The organism is Pseudomonas sp. S150 (assembly GCF_004526365.1).
Lineage (GTDB): Bacteria > Pseudomonadota > Gammaproteobacteria > Pseudomonadales > Pseudomonadaceae > Aquipseudomonas > Aquipseudomonas putida_A.
In genome coordinates, this window is record NZ_CP038207.1 from 3,113,240 (window position 1) to 3,138,831 (window position 25,592).

The window sequence follows — 25,592 nt, forward strand, 5'->3', positions numbered from 1 at the left end:
CATACGAAGTTTTGTTTGCAGCGGTCGCCCCGAGGCCAGAGCGGATGCTAGTCTTCAACAACGTCGTTGTCAGGGAGCCCTCATGGGCAATCACAAGATCGAGATCCGTCGCAGTAACGTCGAGAAAATCCTGCTCGCGGCGGAAAAAGTCTTCGCCGAAAAAGGTTTCGGCGGCACCGCCATGGCCGACATCGCCGCCGAAGTGCAACTGCCGCGCTCCAATCTGCATTACTACTTTTCCACCAAGAGCGAACTGTACAGCGCGGTGCTGTTCGACCTGCTGGAAGTGTGGAAGCAGGACGCACTGTGCTTCGAGATGTTCGATGACCCACGGGTGGTGCTCAGCAGCTACATCCGCGCCAAGATGAACCACTCACGCAGCCGGCCGTACGGCTCGAAAGTCTGGGCCAACGAGATCATCCACGGCGCCCCGACCTTGGGTGAAGCGCTGGATCTGAGCCTGTATGACTGGGCGAAAATGAAGGAAGCGAAGATCCGCCAGTGGGTCGAGGACAAGCGGATTCTGCCGGTGGAGCCGTCGAGCCTGCTGTACATGATCTGGGCCTCAACCCAGCATTACGCCGACTTCGACCATCAGGTGAATATTCTCAACGAGCATCAGCCGCTGTCGGACATGCAGTTCGAACGGGCGGTGCAGACGGTGACCAGTGTGATCTTGCGCGGGATCGGGTTGGAGCCCTGAAGCAAAAGCTGACCCTCACCCCAGCCCTCTCCCGGAGGGAGAGGGGGGCGACCGAGGTGTCTTGCGAGTTACATCGACCTGAAAAATCCAGTCGAATATGGACTCAAAAAGCCGTCCGAGCATGTGCATGCATCGATTTTGGATTCAAAGCCGTCCGTGCCTGTGCATGTATCGATTTTGGATTCAAAGTAAATCGCTCAAGTCGGTGGATTTCTGAAATATCCCCCAATCAGTCCCCTCTCCCTTTGGGAGAGGGTTAGGGTGAGGGGGCTGTTGGATCAGCCGGCGATCTAGACGGCAACGTGGTAAGGATTCCTCGGATCATGATTCCAGTCCAGAAACGGCTTGCCGGTCTCCATCGGCACCATCTCGATACAGTCCGCCACCGGACAAGTGATCTGGCACAAGTTACACCCCACACACTCCTCATCGATCACTTCATATTTATGCGTGCCGTCGGCCTGTTTCAAGCTGCTGATCGCCTGGTGTGAAGTGTCTTCGCAAGCAATGTGGCAGCGCCCGCAACCGATGCACGCGTCCTGGTCGATCCTGGCGATTACCTGGTAGTTGATGTCGAGGTACTTCCAGTCGGTGGTATTGCCCACTGCGCGCCCGGAGAACTCGGCGATGTTGGCGTAGCCTTGGCTGTCCATCCAGCGCGACAGACCGTCCTTCATCTCCTCGACAATCCGGAAACCGTGGAGCATCGCCGCCGTGCACACCTGCACCGCGCCACTGCCCAGCGCGATGAACTCCGCCGCGTCACGCCAACTGCCGATGCCGCCAATGCCGCAGATCGGCAGGCCCTGGGTCTGTGGATCACGGGCGATTTCGGCGACCATGTTCAGCGCGATCGGTTTGACGGCCGAGCCGCAGTAACCGCCGTGGGTGCTTTTGCTGCCGACGGTGGGCAGGGCGACCATGTGTTCCAGGTCGACGCTGGTGATCGAGTTGATGGTGTTGATCAGCGACACCGCATCGGCGCCCCCGCGATGGGCAGCACGGGCGGCGACGCGGATGTCGGTGATGTTCGGTGTCAGCTTGACGATCACCGGTAGCGAGCAATAGGTCTTGCACCAGCGCGTCACCTGCTCGACGTACTCCGGCACCTGACCCACCGCTGCGCCCATGCCACGCTCGGGCATACCGTGCGGGCAACCGAAATTCAGCTCGATGCCGTCGGCACCGGTGGCTTCCACCAGCGGCAGGATGTGTTTCCACGATTCCTCGACGCACGGCACCATCAGCGAGACGATCAGCGCACGGTCCGGCCAGTCCTTCTTGACCTGTGTGATCTCGCGCAGGTTGATTTCCAGCGAGCGGTCGGTGATCAGTTCGATGTTGTTGATGCCCAGCACCTCGCGGTTGTTGCCGTAGTGTGCCGAGTAGCGCGAGGAGACGTTGACCGCTGCCGGGTCCTCGCCGAGGGTTTTCCAGACCACGCCACCCCAGCCGGCCTCGAAGGCGCGGACCACGTTGTAGGCCTTGTCGGTCGGTGGCGCGGAGGCCAGCCAGAACGGATTGGGCGCTTTGATACCGGCGAAGACTATCGAGAGATCGGCCATTTACGCAGCCTCCACGTTGAGCATCAGTTGCGCGTTGATCGCCTCGGCGGCGAGTTTGCCATGCTGCACCGCTTGCACGGTGAGGTCCTGATCGAGGCTGGTGCAGTCGCCGCCGGCATACACGCCGGGAATGCTCGTGCGCAGGTTGTCATCGACCTGAATCCGTTCGCCCTGACGCTTGAGTTCACGGGCCAGCGGGTCGGCGAGGGCGCTGCTGTCGAAGGCCTGGCCGATGGCTTTGAAGATCGCGTCGGCGGCCAGCTCGAAAGTTTCGCCAGTGGTTTGCAGGCGACCGTCGACCAGTTGTGTACGGGCGAAGCGCATGCCGCGCACCTTGCCTTGCGCGTCGAGCAGCACTTCCTCCGGTTGTGCCCAGGTCAGCAGGCGCACCTGATTGGCTTTGGCGATGTCTTGTTCGTGACCGGTGGCGCCCATGTCCGCCGCGCCCCGGCGATATACCAGATTCACGTCACGCGCTCCGAGGCGGGCCATTTGCACGGCCATGTCGATCGCGGTGTTGCCGGCGCCGAGGACGATGCAGCGTTCGGCCAGTGGCAGTTGCGTCAGGTCATCGGCCTGGCGCAGTTCGCGGATGTAGTCGGTGGCGGCGAGCAGGCCGGGCGCGTCTTCGTGGGCCAGACCGAGCTGTTTGCTGGCGTTGAGGCCGAGGCCGAGGAACACCGCGTCGAACTGCTGATGCAGCTCGCTGAGGGTCAGATTCTCGCCGAGTTTCTGTCCGTGGCGGATTTCGATGCCGCCGATCTGCAGGAGAAAATCCAGCTCTTTCTGCGCATAGTCATCGACCAGTTTGTACTTGGCGATCCCGTATTCATTGAGGCCGCCAGCCTTCTCCCGTGCTTCGAAAATCACCACGTCATGCCCGTGCATCGCACTGCGGTGGGCGCAGGACAAACCCGCTGGCCCGGCGCCGACCACGGCGATGCGCTTGCCGGTGCTCGCCGCACGCTGGAACGGGTGCTCGGTGAAGTGCGCGTTGTCCACGGCGTAGCGTTGCAACAGGCCGATCAGCACTGGCGCGCATTCCTGGGCGTTGTTGCGCACGCAGGCTTGCTGGCAGAGGATTTCCGTCGGGCAGACCCGGGCGCAACTGCCGCCGAGGATGTTCGCCGAGAGAATTTTTTGCGCCGCACCGGGCACGTTGTCCTGATGGATGTTGCGGATGAACGACGGAATATCGATCTCGCTTGGGCACGCGTTGACGCATGGCGCGTCGTAGCAATACAGGCAGCGCGAGGCTTCCAGATGCGCCTGCCGGGCGTTGAGCGGTGGCGCCAGATCGGTGAAATGACCGGCGAGGGCGGCCGCGCTTTCGTGCGGGTGCGGGAGATGGTTCAGGGTCTCGATCACGGTTTTTTGCCTCACGGTTATTGAGGTTCTCTGCCTCTGATGGGCAGTGGTTTTTTTGTTGTCTGGACGGGCCCCTTCGCGAGCAAGCTCGCTCCCACATTTGGAATGAGTACACCCTGTGGGAGCGAGCTTGCTCGCGAAGGCCGAAGGCCTGGATTTCAGCGTTTCACCGCAGTCGGCTTTTGTAATTCAGCCCGCTTGTTCAGCAAATCAAACACTGCCGGATACGCCGGCCGTTCGATGTACCGCCCGGCCCCGCGCTCGGCGCGCAGGTCGCCGTCGGCCCAGACCACTTTGCCTTGGCTGACGGTATGGCTCGGTACGCCGCGCACGGTCTTGCCTTCGAAGATGTTGAAGTCCACCTGCTGATGGTGGGTCTTGGCGGAGATGGTGCGGGTGCCTTGCGGGTCCCACAGCACCAGGTCGGCATCGGCGCCGACGCGGATCGTGCCTTTGCGCGGGTAGAGGTTGAAGATTTTCGCGGTGTTGGTGGAGGTGAGGGCGACGAAGTCCTGCATCGACAAACGTCCGCTGTTGACCCCTTCATCCCACAGCACCGCCATGCGGTCTTCGATGCCGGCGGTGCCATTGGGGATCTTGCTGAAGTCGTCGCGTCCGGCGGCTTTTTGCTCGGCGCAGAAGCAGCAATGGTCGGTGGCGGTGGTGTGCAGATTGCCGCTTTGCAGACCGTGCCACAGCGCTTCCTGATGGCCGCGCGGGCGGAACGGCGGGCTCATCACGTAACCGGCGGCGGTCTGCCAGTCCGGGTGCTGGTAGACGCTGTCGTCGAGCAGCAGATGCCCGGCCAGCACCTCGCCGTACACCGGTTGACCCTTGCTGCGGGCGTAGGTGATTTCGTCCAGCGCTTCCTTGGTGGAAACGTGCACCAGATACAACGGCGTGCCGATGGTCTCGGCAATACGGATCGCCCGGCTCGCCGCTTCGCCTTCCACCTGCGATGGCCGCGACAGTGGATGCGCTTCCGGCCCGGTAATGCCTTGGGCCATCAACTTGCGTTGCAGGTGATAGACCAGCTCACCGTTTTCCGCGTGCACGGTCGGCACGGCGCCGAGTTCCAGGCAGCGTTCAAAACTTGCCACCAGCGTGTCGTCGGCGGCCATGATCGCGTTCTTGTAGGCCATGAAATGCTTGAAGCTGTTGATCCCGTGATGGCTGACCAGCTCGGCCATTTCCTCACGCACTTGCTCGCTCCACCAGGTGATCGCGACGTGGAAGCCATAGTCCGATGCCGACTTCTCGGCCCAGCCGCGCCACTGATGAAACGCTTCCATCAACGACTGCTGTGGATTGGGAATCACGAAGTCGATGATCGAGGTAGTGCCGCCGGCCAGACCTGCAGCGGTGCCGCTGTAGAAGTCTTCGCTGGCCACGGTGCCCATGAAAGGCAGTTGCATGTGAGTGTGTGGGTCGATGCCGCCGGGCATCAGGTATTGGCCGCTGCCGTCGAGCACTTCGGCGCCGGCGGGAACATCCAGGTTCTGACCAATGGCTTTGATCACGCCGTCGGCGCAATAGACGTCGGCGCGATAACTTTCATCATGGGTAACAACGGTGGCGCCACGGATCAACAGAGACATTCCGAGTTCCTCGCAGGCATGACCGACTTGTGCCGGTTCTAAATGTTTTATTGATGTACAACGCTGATCGGCGTATTCCTGTCAGCGCTGTCAGGAATAGAAGCTAGTCGCAGTTTTGAAATTGATCAAGATTATTTTTTATAAGCTTATGACTGTTTTAAGTGTATGAAAAATAACTATAAAAAACCTAAATCACCAAAATGGTGAGGCTGTTCACCATTTTGACGCACTTGACAGGATGGAAATATGAGCAAGATTTCCTATGTGAAATCAGCCGCTTGAAGTTGAGCTGCGGCTGATTGCCCATGATGAAAAAAAGAGCAGTGCACCAGATTGAGTCCTGACAGTTCGAACAACTTGGCAAACGTTTGGCCTGAGCGTGCAGACAAGTTATCGCGGACTCTTTCGGTGAATAATTAAAACCGAGCAATATCAGAAAGTTGCAATGTGTTTGAACCACGGCCCTACCGTTAAGCGGGGCACCCGGCACGTTTATTGATGCCGCCGCTGACACCATGGCCGGTACACGAAAGTTGTCAGTTCCTCCGGCCATCGTCCGGCTCGCACCCCGTGTGCAGCCGCCTGATGAGCAAAAAAATAATCAGAAGAACAGTGGAGCGGCCATGCAACAGAACAGATCGCAAGTGACCGAGCGCGACGGCTTGTTCGAACTCGAAGCCGGCAGTGACGTCCTCGACAGTCCCCGTTACAACCACGACATGGCACCGACCAAGGTGCGCGAACGAACCTGGAATAAATGGCACATCACCGCGCTGTGGGTCGGCATGTCGGTGTGCGTGCCGACTTACACCCTCGGCGGCGTACTTACCGCGTATTTCGGCCTGACCGTCGGCGAAGCGCTGATGGCGATTCTGCTGGCCAACGTCATCGTGCTGATCCCGTTGACCCTCAATGCTTTCCCCGGCACCAAGTACGGCATTCCATTCCCGGTGCTGCTGCGCTCGTCGTTCGGCGTGCTTGGCTCCAACGTGCCGTGCCTGATTCGTGCGCTGGTGGCGTGTGGCTGGTTCGGCATTCAGACCATGTTCGGCGGGCTGGCGATTCACCTGTTTCTCGGCTCGATCTTCGACGGCTGGAAGTCACTCGGTGGAACAGGGGAGGTGATCGGCTTCATGATCTTCTGGTCGCTGAATCTGTGGGTGGTGATCCGCGGGGCCGAGTCGATCAAGTGGCTTGAAACCCTGTCCGCGCCGTTGCTGGTGGCGGTCGGCATCGGCCTGCTGATGTGGGCGATGCCCAATGTGTCGATGACCGAGCTGCTGGCGATTCCACCCAAGCGTCCTGAGGGCGCGAGCGTGGTCAGTTACTTCGCCGCCGGGCTGACGGCGATGGTCGGCTTCTGGGCCACGCTGTCGCTGAACATTCCTGACTTCAGCCGTTACGCCAAGAGCCAGAAGGACCAGATCCTCGGGCAGATTTTCGGTCTGCCGCTGACCATGTTCCTGTTCGCTTCGCTGGGTGTGGTGATGACTGCCGCGTCGGTGAAACTGGTCGGCGTGACGGTGTCCGACCCGGTGAGCCTGATCGGCCATATCCAGAGCCCGCTGTGGGTGGCGGTGGCCATGGCACTGATCATCATCGCCACGCTGTCGACCAATACCGCAGCGAATATTGTCTCGCCGACCAACGACTTCCAGAACATCGCGCCCAAGGTGATCAACCGCACCAAAGCGGTGTTGCTCACGGGCTTCGTCGGGTTGGCGTTGATGGCCCACGAGTTGCTGAAAAAGCTCGGGCTGATCGTTTCCGATGTCAGCCTGGAAACCGTGTATTCCAACTGGCTGCTGGGCTATTCGAGCCTGCTCGGGCCGATCGCCGGGATCATGGTGGTGGACTATTTCCTGATCAAGAAACAGCAGCTGGACCTGGCCGGGCTTTATCGCGACGACGTGTATCCGGCGTGGAACTGGGCCGGGTTTACCGCATTTGGCGTGCCGGTGGTGCTGACCTTGCTGTCGCTGGGCAGCGATGCGTTCAGTTGGTTTTACAGCTACGGCTGGTTTACCGGTTCGGCGCTGGGTGGGGTGATTTATTACGGGTTGTGTTCGATGCGAAGCAGCCCCTCTGTTGTGAAATCTTCGGTGTGAGGAATGGCCCCTTCGCGAGCAAGCCCGCTCCCACAGGGTGAACGCATTCCAAATGTGGGAGCGGGCTTGCTCGCGAAGACGGCCTCAAATACACACAAGAACTGCCTGTAGAAACTCATAAAAAAACTGCCTGAGGAGATCAACATGAACGCAGCCGTAGACGTTCTGCAATCCACCCATCAGCACATCAACCGCGACCGCCTCTGGGCCTCGCTCATGGAACTGGCCAAGCTCGGTGCCACGGTCAAGGGCGGGGTCTGTCGTCTGGCCCTGACCGACCTCGACCGTCAGGCTCGTGACCTGTTCGTGCAGTGGTGCAAGGACGCCGGGTGCAGCGTCACGGTGGATGAAGTCGGCAACATCTTCGCCCGCCGTCCCGGGCGCAATCCGAACCTGCCGCCGGTGATGACCGGCAGCCACATCGACACCCAGCCCACCGGCGGCAAGTTCGACGGCTGTTTCGGCGTGCTCGCCGGCGTCGAAGTGCTGCGCACCCTCAATGACCTCGGCGTAGAAACCGAAGCGCCGCTGGAAGTGGTGGTCTGGACCAACGAAGAAGGCTCGCGCTTTGCTCCGTGCATGATGGGTTCCGGCGTGTTCGCCGAGAAATTCACCCTTGAAGAAACTCTGGCCAAGGTCGATGCCGACGGCGTCACCGTCGGCCAAGCCCTGAATGCCATCGGCTATGCCGGGTCACGCAAGGTCAGCGGACATAAGGTCGGTGCCTATTTCGAGGCACACATCGAGCAAGGCCCGATCCTCGAAGACGAACAGAAAACCATCGGCGTGGTACTCGGCGCTCTCGGGCAGAAGTGGTTCGACCTGAAACTGCGCGGCGTAGAAGCCCACGCCGGGCCCACGCCGATGCACCTGCGCAAGGACGCGCTGGTCGGCGCCTCGGTCATCGTTGGTGCGGTCAACCGCGCCGCCCTCGGCCATCAACCCCACGCCTGCGGCACGGTCGGTTGCCTGCAAGCCTACCCCGGCTCGCGCAACGTCATCCCCGGCGAAGTGCGCATGACCCTCGACTTCCGGCATCTGCAACCGGAGCGGCTGGACTCAATGATCGCCGAGGTGAAGCAGGTCATCGACGCCACCTGCGAGGAACACGGCCTGACCTATGAGCTGACCCCGACTGCAGACTTTCCGCCGCTGTACTTCGAAAAGGGCTGCGTCGAGGCGGTACGCGGCGCGGCAAAAGGCCTTGGACTGTCGCACATGGACATCGTCAGCGGCGCCGGGCATGACGCGATCTTCCTCGCCGAACTCGGTCCTGCGGGGATGATTTTCGTACCGTGCGAAGGCGGGATCAGCCACAACGAAATCGAGAATGCCGCGCCGGAAGATCTGGCGGCCGGGTGTGCGGTGTTGTTGCGGGCGATGCTGGCGGCTTCGGCGATGGTGGCGGAGGGGCAGCGCGCGGCCTGAAAACGCGGCGTGACCTGTGGGAGCTGGCTCGCCAGCGATGGCGGTGGACCAGTCGACACTGGATTAACTGAAAGTCCGTCATCGCTGGCAAGCCAGCTCCCACAGGTTTTTGTTCAGTTGAGTAAAGTGATCAGCCGGGCCGGTCATTCTTGCCCGCTGTGCCCTGGCGTCGGTCGGGGCCGTTGGGGTTGCCGACATCCAGCAACCGTCGTTCGACCAAAACATTCTCCAGCGCCTGACGCTCGACCGGCGCCATTTGGTGTTCGCGCTTTTTCAGCTCCAGCAGAATCGGGCTGGACCAGGTGCGATAAGTCTGTTCGATGTTGCGACGCGACGTCATCAGTCTCTCCTTGATCAAGAGCCCGGTGGATCTGGCAGGGGCTCAATCCGATGAGGGAATAACCTTAGTCGAGAATCCTCGAGTCCGCGAATGTGGCGTTGTTCCCTGTAGGAGTGAGCCTGCTCGCGATAGCGGTGTGTCAGTAGCGCAAATGTCAGCTGACACACCGCTATCGCGAGCAGGCTCACTCCTACAGGTTTTGCATTGCATGCGGATCCGCGGTCAATCGTCGATATTCATCATCGCCTGCACACCTTCCCACGCCTCGGCGCGCATCCGCTCAATATCCAGCCCCGGAATCACGCCGTTATCGACCACGATCCGGCCGCCCACCAGGCTGTACTTCACCGTGATCGGTTCCCCCGCGACCACCGGTGCAACCGCGCAATCGTGGAAGCCGAAGAACCGTGGATGATCAAGGCTGTAGATCACCAGATCCGCCGCTTGCCCGACCTCCAGCGTACCGACCGCGCCCAGTCCCAATACCTGCGCGCCGCCCGCCGTGCCCCAGTGGATCACGTCTTCGGCAGTGGTCGCCGAGGCGCCCTGTTCGGCGCGGTGGATCAGCCACGCGGTGTTGGCTTCGCCGACCATGCTTCCGGATTCGTTGGACGCGACGCCGTCGACGCCGAGGGAGATCGGTACGCCGGCCTCATACATTTGCGGAACCGGCGCGACGCCGCTGCCCAGGCGCGCGTTGCTCACCGGGCAATGCGAGATGCCGCTGCCGGTCTGGGCGAGCATGCGGATTTCGCCGGGTTGCAGGTGCACGGCGTGGGCGAACCACACGTCGGGGCCGAGCCATTCGTGTTCGGCGACGAACTCCACCGGCAGGCAGTTGTATTTCTCGCGGCAGAAATTCACGTAGTTCTGCGTTTCCGACAGGTGCGTGTGCAGGCGCAAACCGAGGCCGCGCGCGGTGTGCGCCAGTTCGCGCAGCAGGGTCGGCGGCAGCGAAAAGGTCGGTGTGGTTGGCGCGACGACCACCCGGCGCAGGGCATCCGGGGTGTCCTGGTGATACAGCGATTTCAGTCGCTCGATATCGCCGACCATTTGTTCGAGGCTTTCCGGTTGCAGCGCGGTTTTCGAGAAACCCGGGTGCGCGCTGGCGGATTCCAGCGCGCCACCGCGACACAGCACAAAGCGCAGGCCGAATTCGTCCGCCAGATCGAACAGCAAATCCCCGGTCTCGGTGCTGCCGTGGGCGTGGTAGAGATAATGATGATCGGCGCAGGTCGTCACCCCGGACAACAGCAACTCGACCATGCCCAGACGGGCGGCGATCCTTGCCAATTGCGGGGTAAAGCGGTTCAACCTTGGGTAGGGCACGCTCGCCAGCCAGCCTTGCAGATCCTGATTCAAACCTTCGGGCACGGCTTTGAGCAGGTTCTGGAACAGGTGATGGTGGGTGTTGATCCAGCCCGGATAGACCACGCAGTTGCGTGCATCGATCACGCGCTCGCCGGGTTGCGCTTGAAGGTCGGCGGCCATTTCGGCGATGCGGCCGTTGACCACGCGAATGTCCACCGCCCCGGCCCGGGCACGCGGGCCGCGCAGGCCGGTCATCACCGCTACGGGGTTTTTGATCAGGATGTTTTGAAGTCGAGTCATGGGCAGGCTCCAGTCAGAGAATGTGCGAGGCGGATTTGCCGGGTGTGGTGTCTGGCACGCTGACGCCGTTGAGCGCCGCGTTGAGCAGCACCGACACCAGGCAGGCGATGACCACGCTGCTGTGCAGGAACGGCTGTGACCACTCGGGCATTTGTTTGAACAGGGTCGGGGCGAGCACCGGTACCAGCGCGGCGGCGATGGTGAAACCGACGATCAATACGTTGTAGCGATTGCGCTCGTAATCGACCTTGGCCAGGGTCTGAATCCCCGCCGCCGCGACCACGCCGAACATCGCAATGCCGGCACCGCCCAGCGCTGCGGTCGGCATCGACGCGATGATCGCCCCAGCCTTGGGCACTAGCGCAATCGAACACATCAACAGGCCACTGACGGCGACCACCCAGCGGCTGCGCACGCCGGTCAGGATCACCAGACCGACGTTTTCCATGAAGGCAATGAACGGAAACGCGGCGAACATCCCGGCGATGGTGCTGGCCAGGCCATTGGCGCGCAGGCCATTGACCACTTGCTGGTCTTCCACCGGTTTGTCGACGATGTCGCCGATGGCCACGAACAGCCCCATCGACTCGACCATCTGCACGATCATCACCACCACCATGGTCGCGATGGGGATCAGGCTGAAAGTCGGCAAGCCGAAGTAGAACGGGTAGGGCACGGTCAGCCAGGGCGCCTCTTCGACACTGTGGAAATTGCCCATGCCCAGACCGTAGGCCAGACCGGCGCCGATCAGCATCCCCACCAGCACCGCCATGTTGCGCAGCAGCGGACTGCCATAGCGATTGACCAGCAGAATGGTCAGCAGCACCACCACCGCCACCGCGAGAAATGCCGGGGCGCCGAAGTTGCTCGCGTTGCGCCCGCCACCGACCCATTCATAGGCGATCGGGAACAGCTGCAAGCCGATCACCGTGACGATGCAGCCGGTGACCACCGGCGGAAAAAACCGCCGTAATCGGCCCACAAACGGCGCCATCAGCAGGGTGAAAATCCCGGCGCCGATCACCGCGCCGCAGACTCCCGCAAACCCCACGTCGGGGTTGCTGCCGATGGCAATCACCGGACCGACGCTGCTGAACGCCACGCCTTGCAGAATCGGCAGACGCACGCCGAATTTCCAGAAACCGACGGTTTGCAAAAGGGTGGCGATGCCGGAGCAGAACAGCGTGGTACTGATCAGCACCACGGTATCGGCATGGGACATTTTCAGAGCACTGGCGACAATCAACGGCACGGCGATGGCGCCGATGTACGAGACGGCCATGTGTTGCAGGCCGAGGGTGAGCATCTGTCGCACCGGCAAAACGCGGTCGACGGGGTGCACGGTGGAGGAAGGAGTGGCTGACGACATGGAATCACCTCTGGCTGTTTTTATGCGGTAGAGAGGGGTATTCGTCTGATGCCGCGTAGCGCCAGAACACGGTGTAACCCTGTGGGAGCGGGCTTGCTCGCGAAAGCGTTGTGTCAGTCGACATCACTGTGCAATGACCCACCGCATTCGCGAGCAAGCCCGCTCCCACATGTTCTGCGCCAGGCGAAAGAACATCAGTCATTCGTGCTGCGAAGCCGCCATCCACCGGCTCCGATGCCTTGTTCAGCCTGCCAGGCAGGCGGCAAAGCCCTGGTTCAGCGCCGCGCGGTCCAGGTCGCGGCCGATGAACACGATCTTGCTCGAACGAGGCTCCGTGCCCCATGCGGTCGAGGCGCGAAACTCCACCAGGCTGTGCACGCCTTGCAGCACGTAGCGCTGGTCTTCGTTGGCCACGGCGAGCACGCCCTTCATGCGGTACAGGTTGTCGGCCTGAGACGAGCGCAGCTCGCTGATCCAGCGGTGGAACGCCATCAGATTGACCGCGCCGTCGACGGCGATGCCCACCGATGACACGCTCGGATCGTGTTCGTGGTCTTCTGATTCATGGTGGTGGTCATGGTCGTGATGCTCAGGTTCCGCGCCGATTTCCATAAGCTTCTGCGTGCACTCGAACGCACCGATGCCGAGGATTTTCGTCAGGTCGATCTGCGCGTGGGTGGAGGTCACCAGATCTGCGGTGGCGTTCAAACCACGGATCTTGCCGCGCAGGATTTCCACCTCTTCAGGGCTGACCAGATCGACCTTGTTGATCACGATGCGGTCGGCGCAGACGATCTGATCCACCGCCTGATTGTCGACGCCATCCAGTTGCAGATCCTCCAGGTGCTGGGCGATGTGCTTGGCGTCGACCATGGTCACGATCGCATCGAGTTCGACTTCCTCGGCAATCGGGTCATTGATGAAAAAGCTCTGCGCCACCGGGTACGGATCGGCCAGCCCGCTGGTCTCGATGAGGATGTGATCGAGGCGCACCGGACGCGCCACCAGCTCGCGGACGATGCGCACCAGGTCCTCACGAACCTCGGCGGTGCAGCACACGCAGCCGTTGACCATTTCGTAGATCTCTTCGGTCTCCGAGCTGAGCACCAGATCGCCGTCGATGCCGACCTCGCCGAACTCGTTTTCGATCACGGCAATCTTGCGCCCGTGGTTTTCCTTGAGGATGTAGTTGAGCAGGGTGGTTTTGCCGGCACCGAGAAAACCGGTGAGGATGGTCACGGGGATTTTGGTGTTGGGGGTTGGGGCGTTGAAGGGGGTGTTCATATGCAGCTCCTTGATGGACGCGGATTTGCTTTGGGTGGGAGCGGGCTTGCTCGCGAATGCGGTGGTTCAGCCACCATCATTGTTGAATGACCCACCGCATTCGCGAGCAAGCCCGCTCCCACAGGGTTCTCGGTGTTCTTTCCAGCGGGTGGCAACGCCGGCATCGAGGCCGAACAGGTCGAGCACTCTGCCGAGGCTGTGATCGACCATCTGCGCCAGGCTCTCGGGCCGGGCGTAGAACGCCGGCACCGGCGGGGCGATGATTCCGCCCATCTCGGTCACGGCAGTCATGTTGCGCAGGTGGGCGAGGGTCAGCGGCGTTTCGCGGGCCATCAGCACCAGCGTGCGGCGTTCCTTGAGGGTGACGTCGGCGGCGCGGCCGATCAGCCCGGAAGACGTGCCGGTGGCGATCTCCGCCAGGGTGCGCATCGAACACGGCGCGACCACCATGCCCAGGCAGCGAAACGAACCGCTGGCGATCCCGGCCGCGACGTCATCGGCGCGGTGGTAGTGGCTGGCAAGCGCAGTGACATCGGCCAGTTTGTAATCGGTCTCGTGGGCCATGGTCAGCAGCGCGGCGCGGCTGATGATCAGGTGGCTTTCGATATCCAGTTCGGCGAGCAATTGCAGCAGGCGCACGCCGTAGATGAAGCCGGACGCGCCGCTGATGCCAACCACCAGCCGCTGGCGGTTCACGATGCCAGCCCTTTGAGCAGTTGCCGGGCACGTTCGAGCACGTCCTGATCGAGCTGCGCCTTGATCCCGTCGAAGCCCGAGCCACGGGTGGCGTCCAGGCCCATGCGCGAAGTGGTGCCGTTGACCGAGGACGACGGATCCAGCGGGCTGCCGGGCAAGCCGTCGATCATGAACAGATCCAGATGCGGCTGGAAATGCGTGGCCAGCGCCCACAACACTTGGCTGTCGTCAGTAATGTCGATATCGCTGTCCACCGCGATCACGCTTTTCAGATAAGGATCCCAGCCGAGCAGGGCCAGCATGATTTGCCGCGCCTCACCGTCGCGGCTCTGATCCAGTGCCACGTAGCAATGAAAATGCGTGCCGGAGTTCGGGTAATGCACGGCGGTGACGGCGGGGAAACGCGCCTTTAGCTTTTCGCTCATTTCCGCTTCGCGCGGCAGCCGGGCGAGGGTCAGATGCTCGGCGTAGCGGCCGCCCATCACGTCCACCAGCCAGGCGTCCTTGCGCCGCAACAGGGTGTCGACGCGCAGCACGTTGTTGGTCGAGCGATCCGAGGAATAACCGCTGAACTCGCCGAACGGGCCTTCCTCGGCGTAGGCCGTCGGGTCAATGGCGCCTTCGAGGACGAACTCGGCGTATGCCGGGACGCCGATGCCATAGCGCGGGGTCTTGACCAGTTCCAACGGTGCGCCGAACAAGCCGCCGGCGACGGCGCGTTCATCGCTGCCGTAGGGCAAACGCGCTGCCGCCGCGAGCATGAACAACGGATGTGCACCGACCACCATCGCCACGCGCAATTCTTCGCCGCGCTCACGGGCGGTCTGCAGCATCCGCCACAGGTGTCCGCGCGAGTGCAGGCTGGTCGCCAGGGACTGGCGCGCGTGGCGCATCGAGCGGTGGTAGCTCATGTTGGCGATGCCGGTCAGCGGGTCCTCGGCGATGATGATCGCGTTGGTGATGTACGGCCCGCGATCGCTGTCGAAATGCTTGAGCATCGGCAGCAGCGCCAGATCTACGGCTTCGCCTTCGAACACTTCATCAAGCACGGGGCCGCTTTCCACGTAGCGCGGGGCGATGGGCTGGTTGGCGCGGCGCTGGAAGGTTTCGTGCAGTTGTGCCGGGGTGACATCGAACAACCGGGCAATGCGGGTGCGGGAGGCGAACAGGTTAGTTGCCACCGGTACCTTGAGGCCGCCGACGTTGTCGCAGATCAGCAATGGATCGCGGCCCTGTGTGGCGAGGGCATCGACCAGGGCGGTGATGTCCTGATCGGCAGAAACGGGTTGGGTGATGGTCAGCACATCGTCCGGGTACTCACGGCGATAGGCGTCGATGAACACGTGAAAATCCTGAGAATCGCCGAGCGTCGAACGGGTCATGGTTTCACCTCGTAAAAAGCAGGCACGCAGGGGTGAGAGGGCGTTCGATCGAGCAGCCGTTGGCCTGCCGGTCGAGGGAACGCCGGGTCATCTTCGTGCCTGTAAAGTCGCTGTGTAACTGTCGTAACACGGCCCCAATGTGGGAGCGGGCTTGCTCGCGAATGCGGTGGATCAGCCACCTTCATTGTTGAATGACGCACCGCTTTCGCGAGCAAGCCCGCTCCCACATGGATTGTGTGTGGCTACAAGTACGTGGTGGTCAGGCGTATATCCGCCTCAACCAGATCCTTCGGCGGTGGCGTCGGTTCGATCCCGCACAACCGGGCGATGTTGTTGCCCAGGTAGTCCTCCAGATGATCCTCATCGATGCCAAGACCTTGCGGCGCCGGTGAGCACAACACCTCCAGTTCGCGCAGCCACATGCCCGGTTCGTTCGGCGGCGAGTCGGTGCCGAACACGATCTTGTTGCGCGGCAGTTCCTTGGCGAATTCGACGATCCGCGACTGGAAGCACCAACCCGATTCGCAGTACACGTTCGGCGTGTCCATCGCCATCCAGAACGCCTCGAACGAGTAGTTGCCGCCGGTCTGGATGCCGAAGTGGCCGATGATGAAATTGACCATCGGGAACTCACGGATGATCGGGTAGAACATCGTCGGAATGGTGTACGGGCCGTCGCCGGTATGGATCAGCACCACGATGTTGTACTTGGCGCAGACTTTCATTGCCGGGCGCAACCAGTCTAGCGCCCGATCCGGGCGATAGCCGTGCATGTTGGCGTGCAGCTTGAGCATCTTGAAGCCGTATTCCTTGATGTGGAATTCCAGCTCCGCCGCACCGTTTTCCGGTCCCCAGCGCGGGTTGAAGTTGAAGTTGCCGATGAAGCGATCCGGGTACTTCACACAGAGTTCGGCGACGTACGACATGTAGTCACGCACGCCCTCGCGGCCACGGCGGTTACCGTCGCGATAACCGGTGTTGCCCGGTGGCGGCTGGATGAAACCCATGTCGATGCGGCGCGGTTTGCCGTTGATCATGTACGGGCCGTCCATCAGTTTGAGCATGCGCTCGCCGGTGAACGGTTCGCCGGTGTGGCGCCAGGCCTCGTCGACCAGATTGGTGGGGTGCAGATGGGTGTCGATGATCATCGGTTCAGCTCCTGGCCAGTTGCGTGGTGACGGGGCGCTTGAGTTGCGCCTCTGCTTCGGAAACGGAACGCGGCGGCGGGGTCGGTTCGAGGCCGATCATCCGCGCGGTGTTGTTGCCCAGGTATTCCTCGAGGGTGTCTTCGTCGAGGTTCAGGCCTTGCGGCGGCTCGTGGCACAACACTTCGAGCAGGCGCAGCCACATGCCCGGTTCGTTCGGCGGGGTGTCGGTGCCGAACAGGATCTTGTGCGTCGGCAAGACCTTGGCGAACTCGACGATCCGCGATTGCAGGCACCAGCCCGATTCGCAGTAGACATTGGGCAGCTCCATCGCCCATTGCATCGGTTCGAACACGTAGACCCCGCCGGTCTGCACGCCGAAGTGGGCCATGATGAAATTCACGTTGGGGAATTCCTTGATCATCGGCACCCATTCCGACGGGATGCTGTACGGCCCGTCACCGGTGTGCAGCTTGACCGGGATGCCCAGTTCGGCGCATTTCTCGAAGCACGGGCGCACCCAGTCCAGTGCACGATCAGGCCGGTAGGCGTGCATATTGGCCTGCATCTGCACCATCTTGAAGCCGTGTTCCTTGACGTAGCGCTCGATCGCCTCGACGCCGTTTTCCACGCCGCAGCGCGGGTTGTAGACGAAGCAGCCGATGAAACGATCGGGGTAGGTCTGCACCATTTTCAGGGTGTAGGCCATGTAGGCGTCGATGGATTCGCGGCCCGAGAGTTCGCCGTCGGTCCAGGTGTAAATGGTGTTGCCCTGCGGCGGCTGGATGAAGGCTTTGTCGATCCGGCGAGGTTTGCCGTTGACCATGTACGGGCCATCCATCATCTCCAGCAAACGCTCGCCGGTGAACGGGTCACCGTCATGCCTCCAGGCGAGGTCCACGAGATCCGTGGGATAGCAGCTGATATCGATGATCATTGAAGTCGATCTCCTGATAGCGGGGAAGGGAGCCTTGCGGCTCTCGGCATCCACGCCCCGGGCTATCGGCCATTTCTATGCGCAGCACTCGCGCATTCCCTCGCCTGTTCGCATCCGGCCCGGGTGGGTGGTTGCTGAGGGCGAGTATTGGAAGGCGGGGGAGGGTTCGTACAATATTAATTGGGTGGGGTGGTGATACTTCTGGGATATGGGCCTTGGATCAAGAGCCTTGCCCTCACCCTAGCCCTCTCCCGGAGGGAGAGGGAACCTACGGAGGTGTCTATCGGTTTAAATCGACCTGAAAGATCCAGTCGATTATGGATTCACAGCTGAGCTTTCACGTCGGCGTAATTCGTCAATATTCCCCAATCGGTCCCCTCTACCTCTGGGAGAGGGAACTTACGGAGGTGTCTTTCGGTTTACATCGACCTGAAAGATCCAGTCGATTATGGATTCACAGCTGAGCTTTCACGTCGGCGTAATTCGTCAATATTCCCCAATCGGTCCCCTCTCCCTCTGGGAGAGGGCTAGGGTGAGGGCAGCGTTCTCAAGCGTACACAGAGCCAACTGTTTGATGACCTCAACCACCGGCGCCACACGCTCGGCCTGCCCATGCGGCCAAACCGCATACAGGTTGTAATGCGCAGCAATCTGCGCCTCGTTCAACGCCACCAGCCGCCCACTGCGCAACGCATCGGCGGCGAGTAAACCGCGCACCAGCCCGGCACCAACCCCGGCTTCGGCAGCCGCAATCAGGTTCGCCGCATTATCGAAAATCACCCGCGCCGCTGGCTCTACCGGGGGCATTCCGGCCGCATCCAGCCACGGTATCCACGAGCGCCGCGTATAGCCCAACAGCGGCAATTCAAGAATCTGCGCCGGGCTCAGCGGCAACTGCAAACCATAGCGCTCAAGCAGCGCCGGTGAAGCCACCGCCAGCACCCGGTCGCCGCAGATCTGCGTCATCTCGCAGTCATCCCAATCGCCATAGCCGTAACGCAACGCCAGATCCACTCGCTCGAAGCTGCTGCGATCACTGCGCGGCATCGACAGCAGCGTCACCTCGTAATCCGGCAGTCCGTCGAGCAACTCCGGCAGGCGCGGATTGAGCCAGCTCTGCGCCAGTTCACTGTCCACGTCCAGGGTCAGGCGCTGCGCCACGCTGCGGTTTTTCACCGAGGACAGGGCCCGGTCGATCTGCGCCAGCCCGTCCGCTAGCACGCTGGCAAACAACTGCCCGGCATCGGTGAGGTTGCTGCCGCCGCCCTCACGTACGAACAGCGGCTGACCGATGAAATCTTCCAGTGCGCGAATCTGCTGGCTGATCGCACTGTGCGTCAGGTCGAGCTTGCGCGCGGCACTGGAGAAACTGCCGCTGCGCGCCGCTTGGATGAACGCGCTCATGGACTGCACCGACGGGTATCGCTTGTACATGTTGTTAGTCCTGCTTACACCGGTTGGCAGAAATCGTCGCTGGCCGCGTGTTGCGTGGGCTTCCAATAATCGGTCACCAGGCCCGCACAAAGACGGGCCGCTCTTTTGGAGCCTGACAATGATCGCATTCACGGTTAACGGCGAACGACGCGAGCTGGATGAGGCGTCCCCCTCCATGCCCTTGTTATGGGTACTGCGTGATCAACTGAAACTCACCGGCACCAAATTCGGCTGCGGCATGGGCCTGTGCGGTGCCTGCACCGTGCATCTGGACGGCGTCGCGGTGCGTTCCTGCCAGTTGCCGCTGGCCGCCGTCGCGGGCCACAGCATCACCACCATCGAAGGTTTGTCGCCGAACGAAAGCCATCCGCTGCAACTGGCCTGGGTCGCCGAAGATGTGCCGCAATGCGGCTACTGTCAATCCGGGCAGATCATGTCCGCCGCCGCGCTGCTCAACACCGGCGCGGCGGTAACCGACGATTCGATCCGCAATGCGATGACCGGCAATATCTGCCGTTGCGGCACTTACGCGCGGATCAACAAAGCGATCAAGCGCGCGGCGAACGCGCCGAAGGAGGCGTGATGAGCCTGCGCGACGACACCTTGCTCGAACCGTCACGCCGGGTCTTTCTCAAGCAAGCGGCGACGGTGGCTTCGGGCCTGGCGATTGCCTTGTATCTGCCGTCCGGCAGCGCCGCCAGCGACCCGAAAGCTCCGGCGCCGGCCACCGAATTCGAGCCCAACGCCTGGGTGCGGATCTTCCCCGACGGCACAGTGAAACTGGTGGTGCACAAACACGATTCCGGCACCGGCACGCAAACGGCGTTGGCCGCGTGTGTGGCCGAAGAGCTGGATGTGAACCCGATGACCGTGCAGGTCATCACCCCGGAAGATCCGTTCTTCGACACCTACATTCACCCGGTCTGGAAAGTCTTTTCCACCGGCGGCAGCACCAGTGTGTCGCTGGAATACGAGCGCCTGCGTATGGCCGGGGCCACAGCGCGGGCGTTGTTGATCGCCGCTGCGGCGAAGCAATGGAAAGTCAGCCCCGACAGCTGCAGCACCGAAGAAGGTCGGGTGGTTCATCTGCCCAGCAAACGCAGCCTCGGCTACGGCGAACTGGTCGGCGTGGCGGCGCGTCTGCCGGCACCGGCCAGTGTCAGGCTGAAGGATCCGGCGCAGTTCAAATACATCGGCAAACTGCGGCACAAGCGCGATGCCGCGGCCAAGGTCTGCGGACGCTTCAAGTACAGCATCGACGTGCAGTTGCCGGGGATGCTGGTGGCAGTGATTCAGCGCGCGCCGGTGGTCGGGGCGAAAGTCGTCAGCGTGAATTCGGCGGCGGCATTGCAGGTGCCGGGCGTGCGCCAGGTGCTTGCAGTCCCCGGGCGCCCGGACGTGCTCGGCGGCAATCTGGAAGGCGTCGCGGTGCTGGCCGAGACGTTCTGGGCGGCGCAGCAGGGGCGCAAAGTGCTGGAGATCAAATGGAGCGATTCGCCGCTGGCCGGGTTCGACAGCGCGGAACTGGCCAAGGCCCAGGCTGCCGCTATTTCCGACCCGAACAGCCAAACCATCAAAGCCATGACGCATGGCGATGTCGGCGCGCAATGGCCGCACGCGGCGAAGCTGATCGAAGCCGATTACCGCATGCCGTACAAGGTGCAGAACCCGCTGGAACCAATCTGCATCACCGCGCACGTGCAGGACAGCGCAATCACCTATTGGGGCGGCGTGCAGGTGCCGTCGTCGGCGCTGGAAGCGGCGCAAACCGTATGCGGCATCGCCAAGGACAAGGTCACCATCAATGAGCTGGTGTCCGGCGGCAGCTTCGGCGCGCGGGAGGCCAAATACTGGTTGTTCGAGGTGGCGTATCTGGCGCAGCAGATGGGTGTGCCGGTGAAATTACTGAACAGTCGCGAAGATGAAATGCACGCACTGTTCAATCACCCGGCGACGCTGCACCGGGTCAGAGGCGCGCTGGATGCCCAAGGCAAACTCAACGCACTGCAACTGCACGCGGTGTCACCGGCCTCGCCGGAGCAGTGGGAGCCGGGCTATTTCGAACGCCCGGATCACATGGATTACAGCACCACCGAAGCGATCACCGCGTGGGACTTCGCCTACCGTCCGCCGCACCTGGAGTTGAACTGGGTCAAGCACGAAAGCCATGTGCCCAGCGGCTGGTATCGCTCGGTGAGCTTTATTCCCAATGTGTTCGCCGTCGAGAGTTTCATGGACGAACTGGCCCATGCGGCAGGCGCGGATCCGCTGGCGTTCCGTCTGGCCAACATGCAGGAGCGGCCACGGCATGTGGCGGTGCTGAAACAGGCTGCCGAACGCGCCGGATGGGGCCAGCCGTTACCGCCCGGCACTGCGTTGGGGATTGCGACCAATCAGGGTTACACCAGTTTTATCGCGGTGGTGGCGCGGGTCGCGACGGTCGATGGCAAGTCGAAAGTCGAGAAGCTGACCTGCGTGGTCGATTGCGGTCTGGCGGTGTCGCCGGGCGGGGTCGAGGAGCAGATCTACGGCGGACTGATGTGGGGCTTGGGCCATGCGTTGTTTGATCGCCTCGACATTCAACAGGGCAGGGTGGTGCAGAGCAATTTCCACGACTACCGCGTGACCCGCATGTCGGACATGCCGGCCACCGATATCGTGGTGCTGGATGGCGAGCCGGGCAAGCCCGGTGGCGTAGGCGAGTTGGGAAGTCCGTCGGTGGCGCCGGCGATTGCCAACGCCTTGTTTGCGCTGACCGGCGTGCGCCAGCGCTCAACGCCGCTGAGTCCGGGGTAAGCGCCATGGACCTGCGCCTGCTGCGGTACTTCATGGCCCTGGCCGATGAGCTGCATTTCGGTCGGGCGGCGGAGCGTTTGCACATCTGCCAGCCACCGCTGAGCCAGCAGATTCGCCTGCTGGAGGAGGAGCTGGGCACGCCGTTGTTCGAGCGCAGTCACCACCGGGTCGAACTGACAGCGGCGGGGCAGATGCTCAAGGAGCAGGCGCCGCTGGTGTTCGAACAACTGGAACGGGCGCTGGACCTGACGCGCCAGACCGGGCGCGGGCAGCTTGGCGAGCTGGAAATCGGCATGATCAGCTCGGTGATGGTCGGCGTGCTGCCCAGAGCCCTGCACCTGTTTCGCGAGCGCTATCCGCAGGTGAACTGGCGCCTGCATGAAATGACCCCGGCGGCGCAGGTCAAGGCGTTGAAGGAAAAACGTATCGACGCCTGCGTGTTTCGCGTGGGTTATGACGATCCGTTGCTGCGCAACGAGTTGTTGATCTACGAGCCGATTCATGTGGTGATGCCGGCCGATCATCCGCTGGCCAGCCGCGAGCTTCTGGCCCCGGCGGATCTGGCACAGGAACCGTTTGTCGCGCTGGAACTGAAGCAGTCGCGGTTCGCCAACTTCCTTTATCAGTGCTGCATTCAGGCCGGATTCACCCCGCAGATCCGCCAGCAGGTGATCGAGGTGCAGACCTTGCTCAGTCTGGTGCGCGCCGGTTTCGGGGTGGCGCTGCTGCCTGCTTCTATCGAGCAGTTGGCCCCGGCTGGGTTGGTGTTTCGCAAGCTGACACCGGCGCTGCCGGAGGTGCCGTTGTATGCGACTTACCGCGCTGACGATGCTTCGCCGGTGCTCAGGTTGTTTCTCGATACGTTGCGGGAGTTGGTGGAAACTTCAGATCACCATTGATCCCCTGTAGGAGTGAGCCTGCTCGCGATAGCAGTGTGTCAGTCAGAGTTGATGTGGCTGACAGACCGCTATCGCGAGCAGGCTCACTCCTACAGGGATTTGTGGTGTTGTTGAAGAGTTCGGCACGATCACGAACGCCTGCGGTCGTAATCTTCACACGCGAATTCCCTGTGGAGATCCAATGAGCCAGGAAGTCCTGACCACTGAAACCAACCGTCGCCAGCTGCAGCAGATCATCGCCGGGCTGTCCGACGGGGTGATTCTGCTGGAGCTCGATCAGAGCATCCTCTGGGCCAATGAGGCGGCGCTGGCGATGCACGGTGTCAGCCGGATCGGTGAGCTGGGCACTAATGCCGATGAGTATGCCAAGCGCTTCAGCCTGCGCTATCGCAACAATCATACGGTGCCCCCGGAACACTATCCGATCAGCCGCGCCGCACGCTGCGAAGCCTTCAACGACGTGCTGATCGAAGTGTCTGCCGTGAATGATCCCGAGCACGTCTGGGTGCACAGCGTGCGCAGCATGATCCTGACTGATCGCGAAGGGCAGCCGGAGTCACTGGTGCTGATCATGAGCGATGTCACCGATTGGGCGAACGCCGAGCAGCGCTTCGAAAAGACCTTCAATGCCAACCCGGCGCCGGCGGTGATCTGCCGCCTCAGCGATTTGCGCTACATCAAGGTCAATCCGGGGTTTCTGGAGATGACCGGTTACACCCGTGAGCAGGTGATCGGCACCTCGGCCTATGAAATCGACATCTTCGAGCAGGCCGAGCAAAAGGATCTGGCGATCCAGCGCCTGCGCGATGTGGCGACCATTCCGCAGATGCAGGCTCAATTGCGCCTGCCCGATGGCGGCAGCAAGCAAGTGATCGTCGCCGGGCAACCGTTGGTGCTCAATGATGAGGATTGCATGCTGTTTTCTTTCGTCGACATGGAGCTGCGCCACAAGGCCGAGGTGGCGCTGCGTCAGAGCGAAGAGCGCTTTGCCAAGGCGTTCCGCCTGACTCCGGTGCCGATTCTGATCTGTACCGCCGACGAACAGCAGGTGATCGATGTCAATCAGGCGTTCCTCGACACCCTGGCGTACGAGAGTGACGACGTCGTCGGCAAAACCGTGACGCAGCTGAATTTCATTGACGACGATGGTGCGCGGGCCCGACTGCTGACCGCCTTGGCGAAAAGCGGACGAGTGGATCGGGTCGATGTGCGGGTGCGCAAGAAGGACGCGGATCTGCTGGAGTGCGCGGTGTCTGCGGACACCGTGAATATTCAGGACACGCCGTGCTATCTGCTGGTGCTGATGGACATCACCGAGCGCAAGCGCACCGAGCTGGAGCTGGTGGCGGCGATTGAAGAGGTGATGAAGGATGCTTCGTGGTTCAGCCGGACGCTGATCGAAAAACTGGCCAATGTGAAGAAAGTCAACTCGCCGCAACTGCCGAGCGTGTCGTTCACTGACCTGACGGCGCGTGAGCGCGACGTGCTGGGGCTGATCTGCGAAGGCCTGGCCGACAAGGAGATCGCCGCCCGCCTGAAACTCGCGCCGAATACCGTGCGCAATCATGTGGCGACCGTGTATTCCAAGCTTGATGTACACAGTCGCAGCGAGGCGATTGTCTGGGCGCGGGAGCGTGGTCTGTTTTCTGGCGAGCGCGGCGCGAAGGGTCAGCGGTAGGTGCAAATGCACTAGCTGATGCGGTGCAAATGCAGGTTCTGGTGAGATAGGGCAGTTCTTAGTCTGTTGGGGTGCGATACGAGCCTGTTTGGCTTGGGATCGTCTCCCTTCGAAACAGCTAAAGGAACAGGCTCCATGATGAATCTTGCGCAGTTGCGCGCCAGCCTCGAACAGAGTTTTTCGCCCTTGGCGTGCGAGTGTTCAGTGGATGGGGATCATTCGCTGACGGTGAAGTTGTATCACCCGGATTCGGGGCAGGTGGATCTGGTGATCAGCGGGTTGAAGCTCAATGCGTTGCGTACGCCGGAGGCTGTGGCGGCGTTGGTTGATGAGTTGCGGTATGAGTTGGAGAGCAATTCTTTGCGGGCTGCTCGGGATCCGGATATGGCCTAGGGTTTTGGTGTTGGTTTGTTTTGGGTGTATATCCGTTGCTGCGGGTGTTGCTGATTAGGGTTCCGCCCTTACGGCGGGTCACTTTTGGCAAACGCCCGGAAGCCGGCCCAGCCAAAAGTAACCAAAAGGTCTGTGCCCTGACGTTCGGCCCTCGCTTAGGCTCGGGTTCCTTCGCTGCGGGATTCATCCGGGGGGCAGCGCCTACGGTTTGCTTCGCTGCACCTCCTCTCGCTGTGTTTGGCTGCGCCAAACGGTCGCTGCGCTCCCACCCCCGGACAAATCCCTCCACTCAGCCTGCCGACGGGCCCTCAGATCAAAAGCGGTACTCGAGCTAACGCTCATTGTGTTGAGTGGGGCGGCTTCGCCGCATGGGGGGCTCGCTCTCTGAATTGCAGGAGTCAGCCTGCTGGCGATGGCGGCCTGACAGCCGACCAATTTTTTGCTGATGCACCCGGCCCAACTGTGGGAGCGGGCTTGCTCGCGAAGGCGGCCTGACAGCTGACCCATTTCAGTCAGGAATACTCAACCCCTGTGGGAGCTGGCTTGCCAGCGATGGCGGCCTTCCAGTCAAAAAAATTCTTGTTGATGTACCCCTCCCACACAGATTTACTCCCCGCAAAATCGACAGCCAATTCTCTTATCCCCCTCCATTTCACTGGCGCTTACAGGGTGGTCGGCTATAAAGAATGAGTGGTCAGGTCTTCCGTCATGCGCGGTATTCGTGCGCGATTGCGGAAGTGGCTCTTCCATTCATCGCGGGTCGTCCTATGAATAATCCTGGGAAACGCGTGTATCTGCCGTTGTCGCTGGCTTTCTCTGTCGCGCTATTGAGCGGCTGCGCCAGTCCTCCGCCACCGC

General features: G+C 61.7%; 20 protein-coding genes. 8 read left to right on the forward strand and 12 right to left on the reverse strand.

Going from position 1 to position 25,592, the window contains the following annotated elements; all coding sequences use genetic code 11:
• Positions 1-82 precede the first annotated feature (82 nt).
• On the forward strand, positions 83-703 hold the full coding sequence (locus E3Z29_RS14280) for a TetR/AcrR family transcriptional regulator (protein ID WP_027613201.1): 621 nt from the start codon (positions 83-85) through the stop codon (positions 701-703).
• Positions 704-993: 290 nt separating this feature from the next.
• On the opposite strand, the gene preA is transcribed toward E3Z29_RS14280, so the two are convergent.
• From preA to hydA, 3 genes are all read right to left on the reverse strand, one after another.
• Complete coding sequence (gene preA, locus E3Z29_RS14285; protein ID WP_134786070.1) at positions 994-2,268, reverse strand: NAD-dependent dihydropyrimidine dehydrogenase subunit PreA; 1,275 nt, start codon at positions 2,266-2,268, stop codon at positions 994-996.
• Positions 2,269-3,636, reverse strand: a complete 1,368-nt coding sequence (locus E3Z29_RS14290; RefSeq protein ID WP_098968233.1) for an NAD(P)-dependent oxidoreductase — start codon at positions 3,634-3,636, stop codon at positions 2,269-2,271.
• Between the two features lie 158 nt (positions 3,637-3,794).
• Entirely contained in the window at positions 3,795-5,234 is a 1,440-nt protein-coding gene (gene hydA, locus E3Z29_RS14295; RefSeq protein WP_134786071.1) for a dihydropyrimidinase, read from the reverse strand.
• A gap of 623 nt (positions 5,235-5,857) precedes the next feature.
• On the opposite strand from hydA, the gene E3Z29_RS14300 reads away from it, so the two are divergent.
• Positions 5,858-7,342 (forward strand): NCS1 family nucleobase:cation symporter-1, encoded by a 1,485-nt coding sequence (locus E3Z29_RS14300; RefSeq protein WP_134786072.1) that lies wholly within the window; start codon positions 5,858-5,860, stop codon positions 7,340-7,342.
• Between the two features lie 144 nt (positions 7,343-7,486).
• Positions 7,487-8,770 (forward strand): Zn-dependent hydrolase, encoded by a 1,284-nt coding sequence (locus tag E3Z29_RS14305; RefSeq protein ID WP_134786073.1) that lies wholly within the window; start codon positions 7,487-7,489, stop codon positions 8,768-8,770.
• Positions 8,771-8,900: 130 nt separating this feature from the next.
• Here the strand turns inward: E3Z29_RS14305 and E3Z29_RS14310 are convergent, their stop codons facing one another.
• The 9 genes from E3Z29_RS14310 to E3Z29_RS14360 form a co-directional block, all read right to left on the reverse strand.
• Entirely contained in the window at positions 8,901-9,110 is a 210-nt protein-coding gene (locus E3Z29_RS14310; protein ID WP_003224027.1) for a hypothetical protein, read from the reverse strand.
• 222 nt (positions 9,111-9,332) lie between these two features.
• The gene (locus tag E3Z29_RS14315; RefSeq protein WP_134786074.1) at positions 9,333-10,721 is read right to left on the reverse strand and encodes an amidohydrolase family protein; all 1,389 of its coding nucleotides are present in this window, start codon (positions 10,719-10,721) and stop codon (positions 9,333-9,335) included.
• 13 nt (positions 10,722-10,734) lie between these two features.
• Positions 10,735-12,090, reverse strand: a complete 1,356-nt coding sequence (locus E3Z29_RS14320) for a nucleobase:cation symporter-2 family protein (protein ID WP_134786075.1) — start codon at positions 12,088-12,090, stop codon at positions 10,735-10,737.
• 243 nt (positions 12,091-12,333) lie between these two features.
• On the reverse strand, positions 12,334-13,374 hold the full coding sequence (locus E3Z29_RS14330; RefSeq protein WP_134786076.1) for a GTP-binding protein: 1,041 nt from the start codon (positions 13,372-13,374) through the stop codon (positions 12,334-12,336).
• Between the two features lie 66 nt (positions 13,375-13,440).
• On the reverse strand, positions 13,441-14,070 hold the full coding sequence (locus E3Z29_RS14335; RefSeq protein ID WP_134786077.1) for a UbiX family flavin prenyltransferase: 630 nt from the start codon (positions 14,068-14,070) through the stop codon (positions 13,441-13,443).
• On the reverse strand, positions 14,067-15,452 hold the full coding sequence (locus tag E3Z29_RS14340) for a UbiD family decarboxylase (protein ID WP_134786078.1): 1,386 nt from the start codon (positions 15,450-15,452) through the stop codon (positions 14,067-14,069). The genes E3Z29_RS14335 and E3Z29_RS14340 overlap by 4 nt, the downstream gene beginning before the upstream one ends.
• Positions 15,453-15,694: 242 nt before the next feature.
• Positions 15,695-16,600 (reverse strand): amidohydrolase family protein, encoded by a 906-nt coding sequence (locus E3Z29_RS14350; protein WP_003224037.1) that lies wholly within the window; start codon positions 16,598-16,600, stop codon positions 15,695-15,697.
• Between the two features lie 4 nt (positions 16,601-16,604).
• On the reverse strand, positions 16,605-17,534 hold the full coding sequence (locus E3Z29_RS14355; protein ID WP_007965237.1) for an amidohydrolase family protein: 930 nt from the start codon (positions 17,532-17,534) through the stop codon (positions 16,605-16,607).
• Between the two features lie 486 nt (positions 17,535-18,020).
• Positions 18,021-18,968, reverse strand: a complete 948-nt coding sequence (locus E3Z29_RS14360; RefSeq protein ID WP_256662084.1) for a LysR substrate-binding domain-containing protein — start codon at positions 18,966-18,968, stop codon at positions 18,021-18,023.
• Between the two features lie 118 nt (positions 18,969-19,086).
• Between E3Z29_RS14360 and E3Z29_RS14365 the strand changes: the two genes are divergently transcribed.
• The 5 genes from E3Z29_RS14365 to E3Z29_RS14390 all read left to right on the forward strand — a co-directional run bounded on the left by E3Z29_RS14365 (position 19,087) and on the right by E3Z29_RS14390 (position 24,734).
• A complete protein-coding gene (locus tag E3Z29_RS14365) occupies positions 19,087-19,551 on the forward strand; it encodes a (2Fe-2S)-binding protein (RefSeq protein WP_027613188.1) in 465 nt (154 codons plus the stop codon).
• A complete protein-coding gene (locus E3Z29_RS14370; protein ID WP_134786079.1) occupies positions 19,551-21,764 on the forward strand; it encodes a xanthine dehydrogenase family protein molybdopterin-binding subunit in 2,214 nt (737 codons plus the stop codon). The genes E3Z29_RS14365 and E3Z29_RS14370 overlap by 1 nt, the downstream gene beginning before the upstream one ends.
• Positions 21,765-21,769: 5 nt before the next feature.
• A complete protein-coding gene (locus tag E3Z29_RS14375) occupies positions 21,770-22,663 on the forward strand; it encodes a LysR substrate-binding domain-containing protein (protein WP_134786080.1) in 894 nt (297 codons plus the stop codon).
• A gap of 181 nt (positions 22,664-22,844) precedes the next feature.
• Positions 22,845-24,341: a helix-turn-helix transcriptional regulator gene (locus E3Z29_RS14385; RefSeq protein WP_134786081.1), complete on the forward strand. Its 1,497-nt coding sequence runs from the start codon at positions 22,845-22,847 to the stop codon at positions 24,339-24,341.
• 135 nt (positions 24,342-24,476) lie between these two features.
• Entirely contained in the window at positions 24,477-24,734 is a 258-nt protein-coding gene (locus E3Z29_RS14390; protein ID WP_027613184.1) for a DUF1652 domain-containing protein, read from the forward strand.
• Positions 24,735-25,592 lie beyond the last annotated feature (858 nt).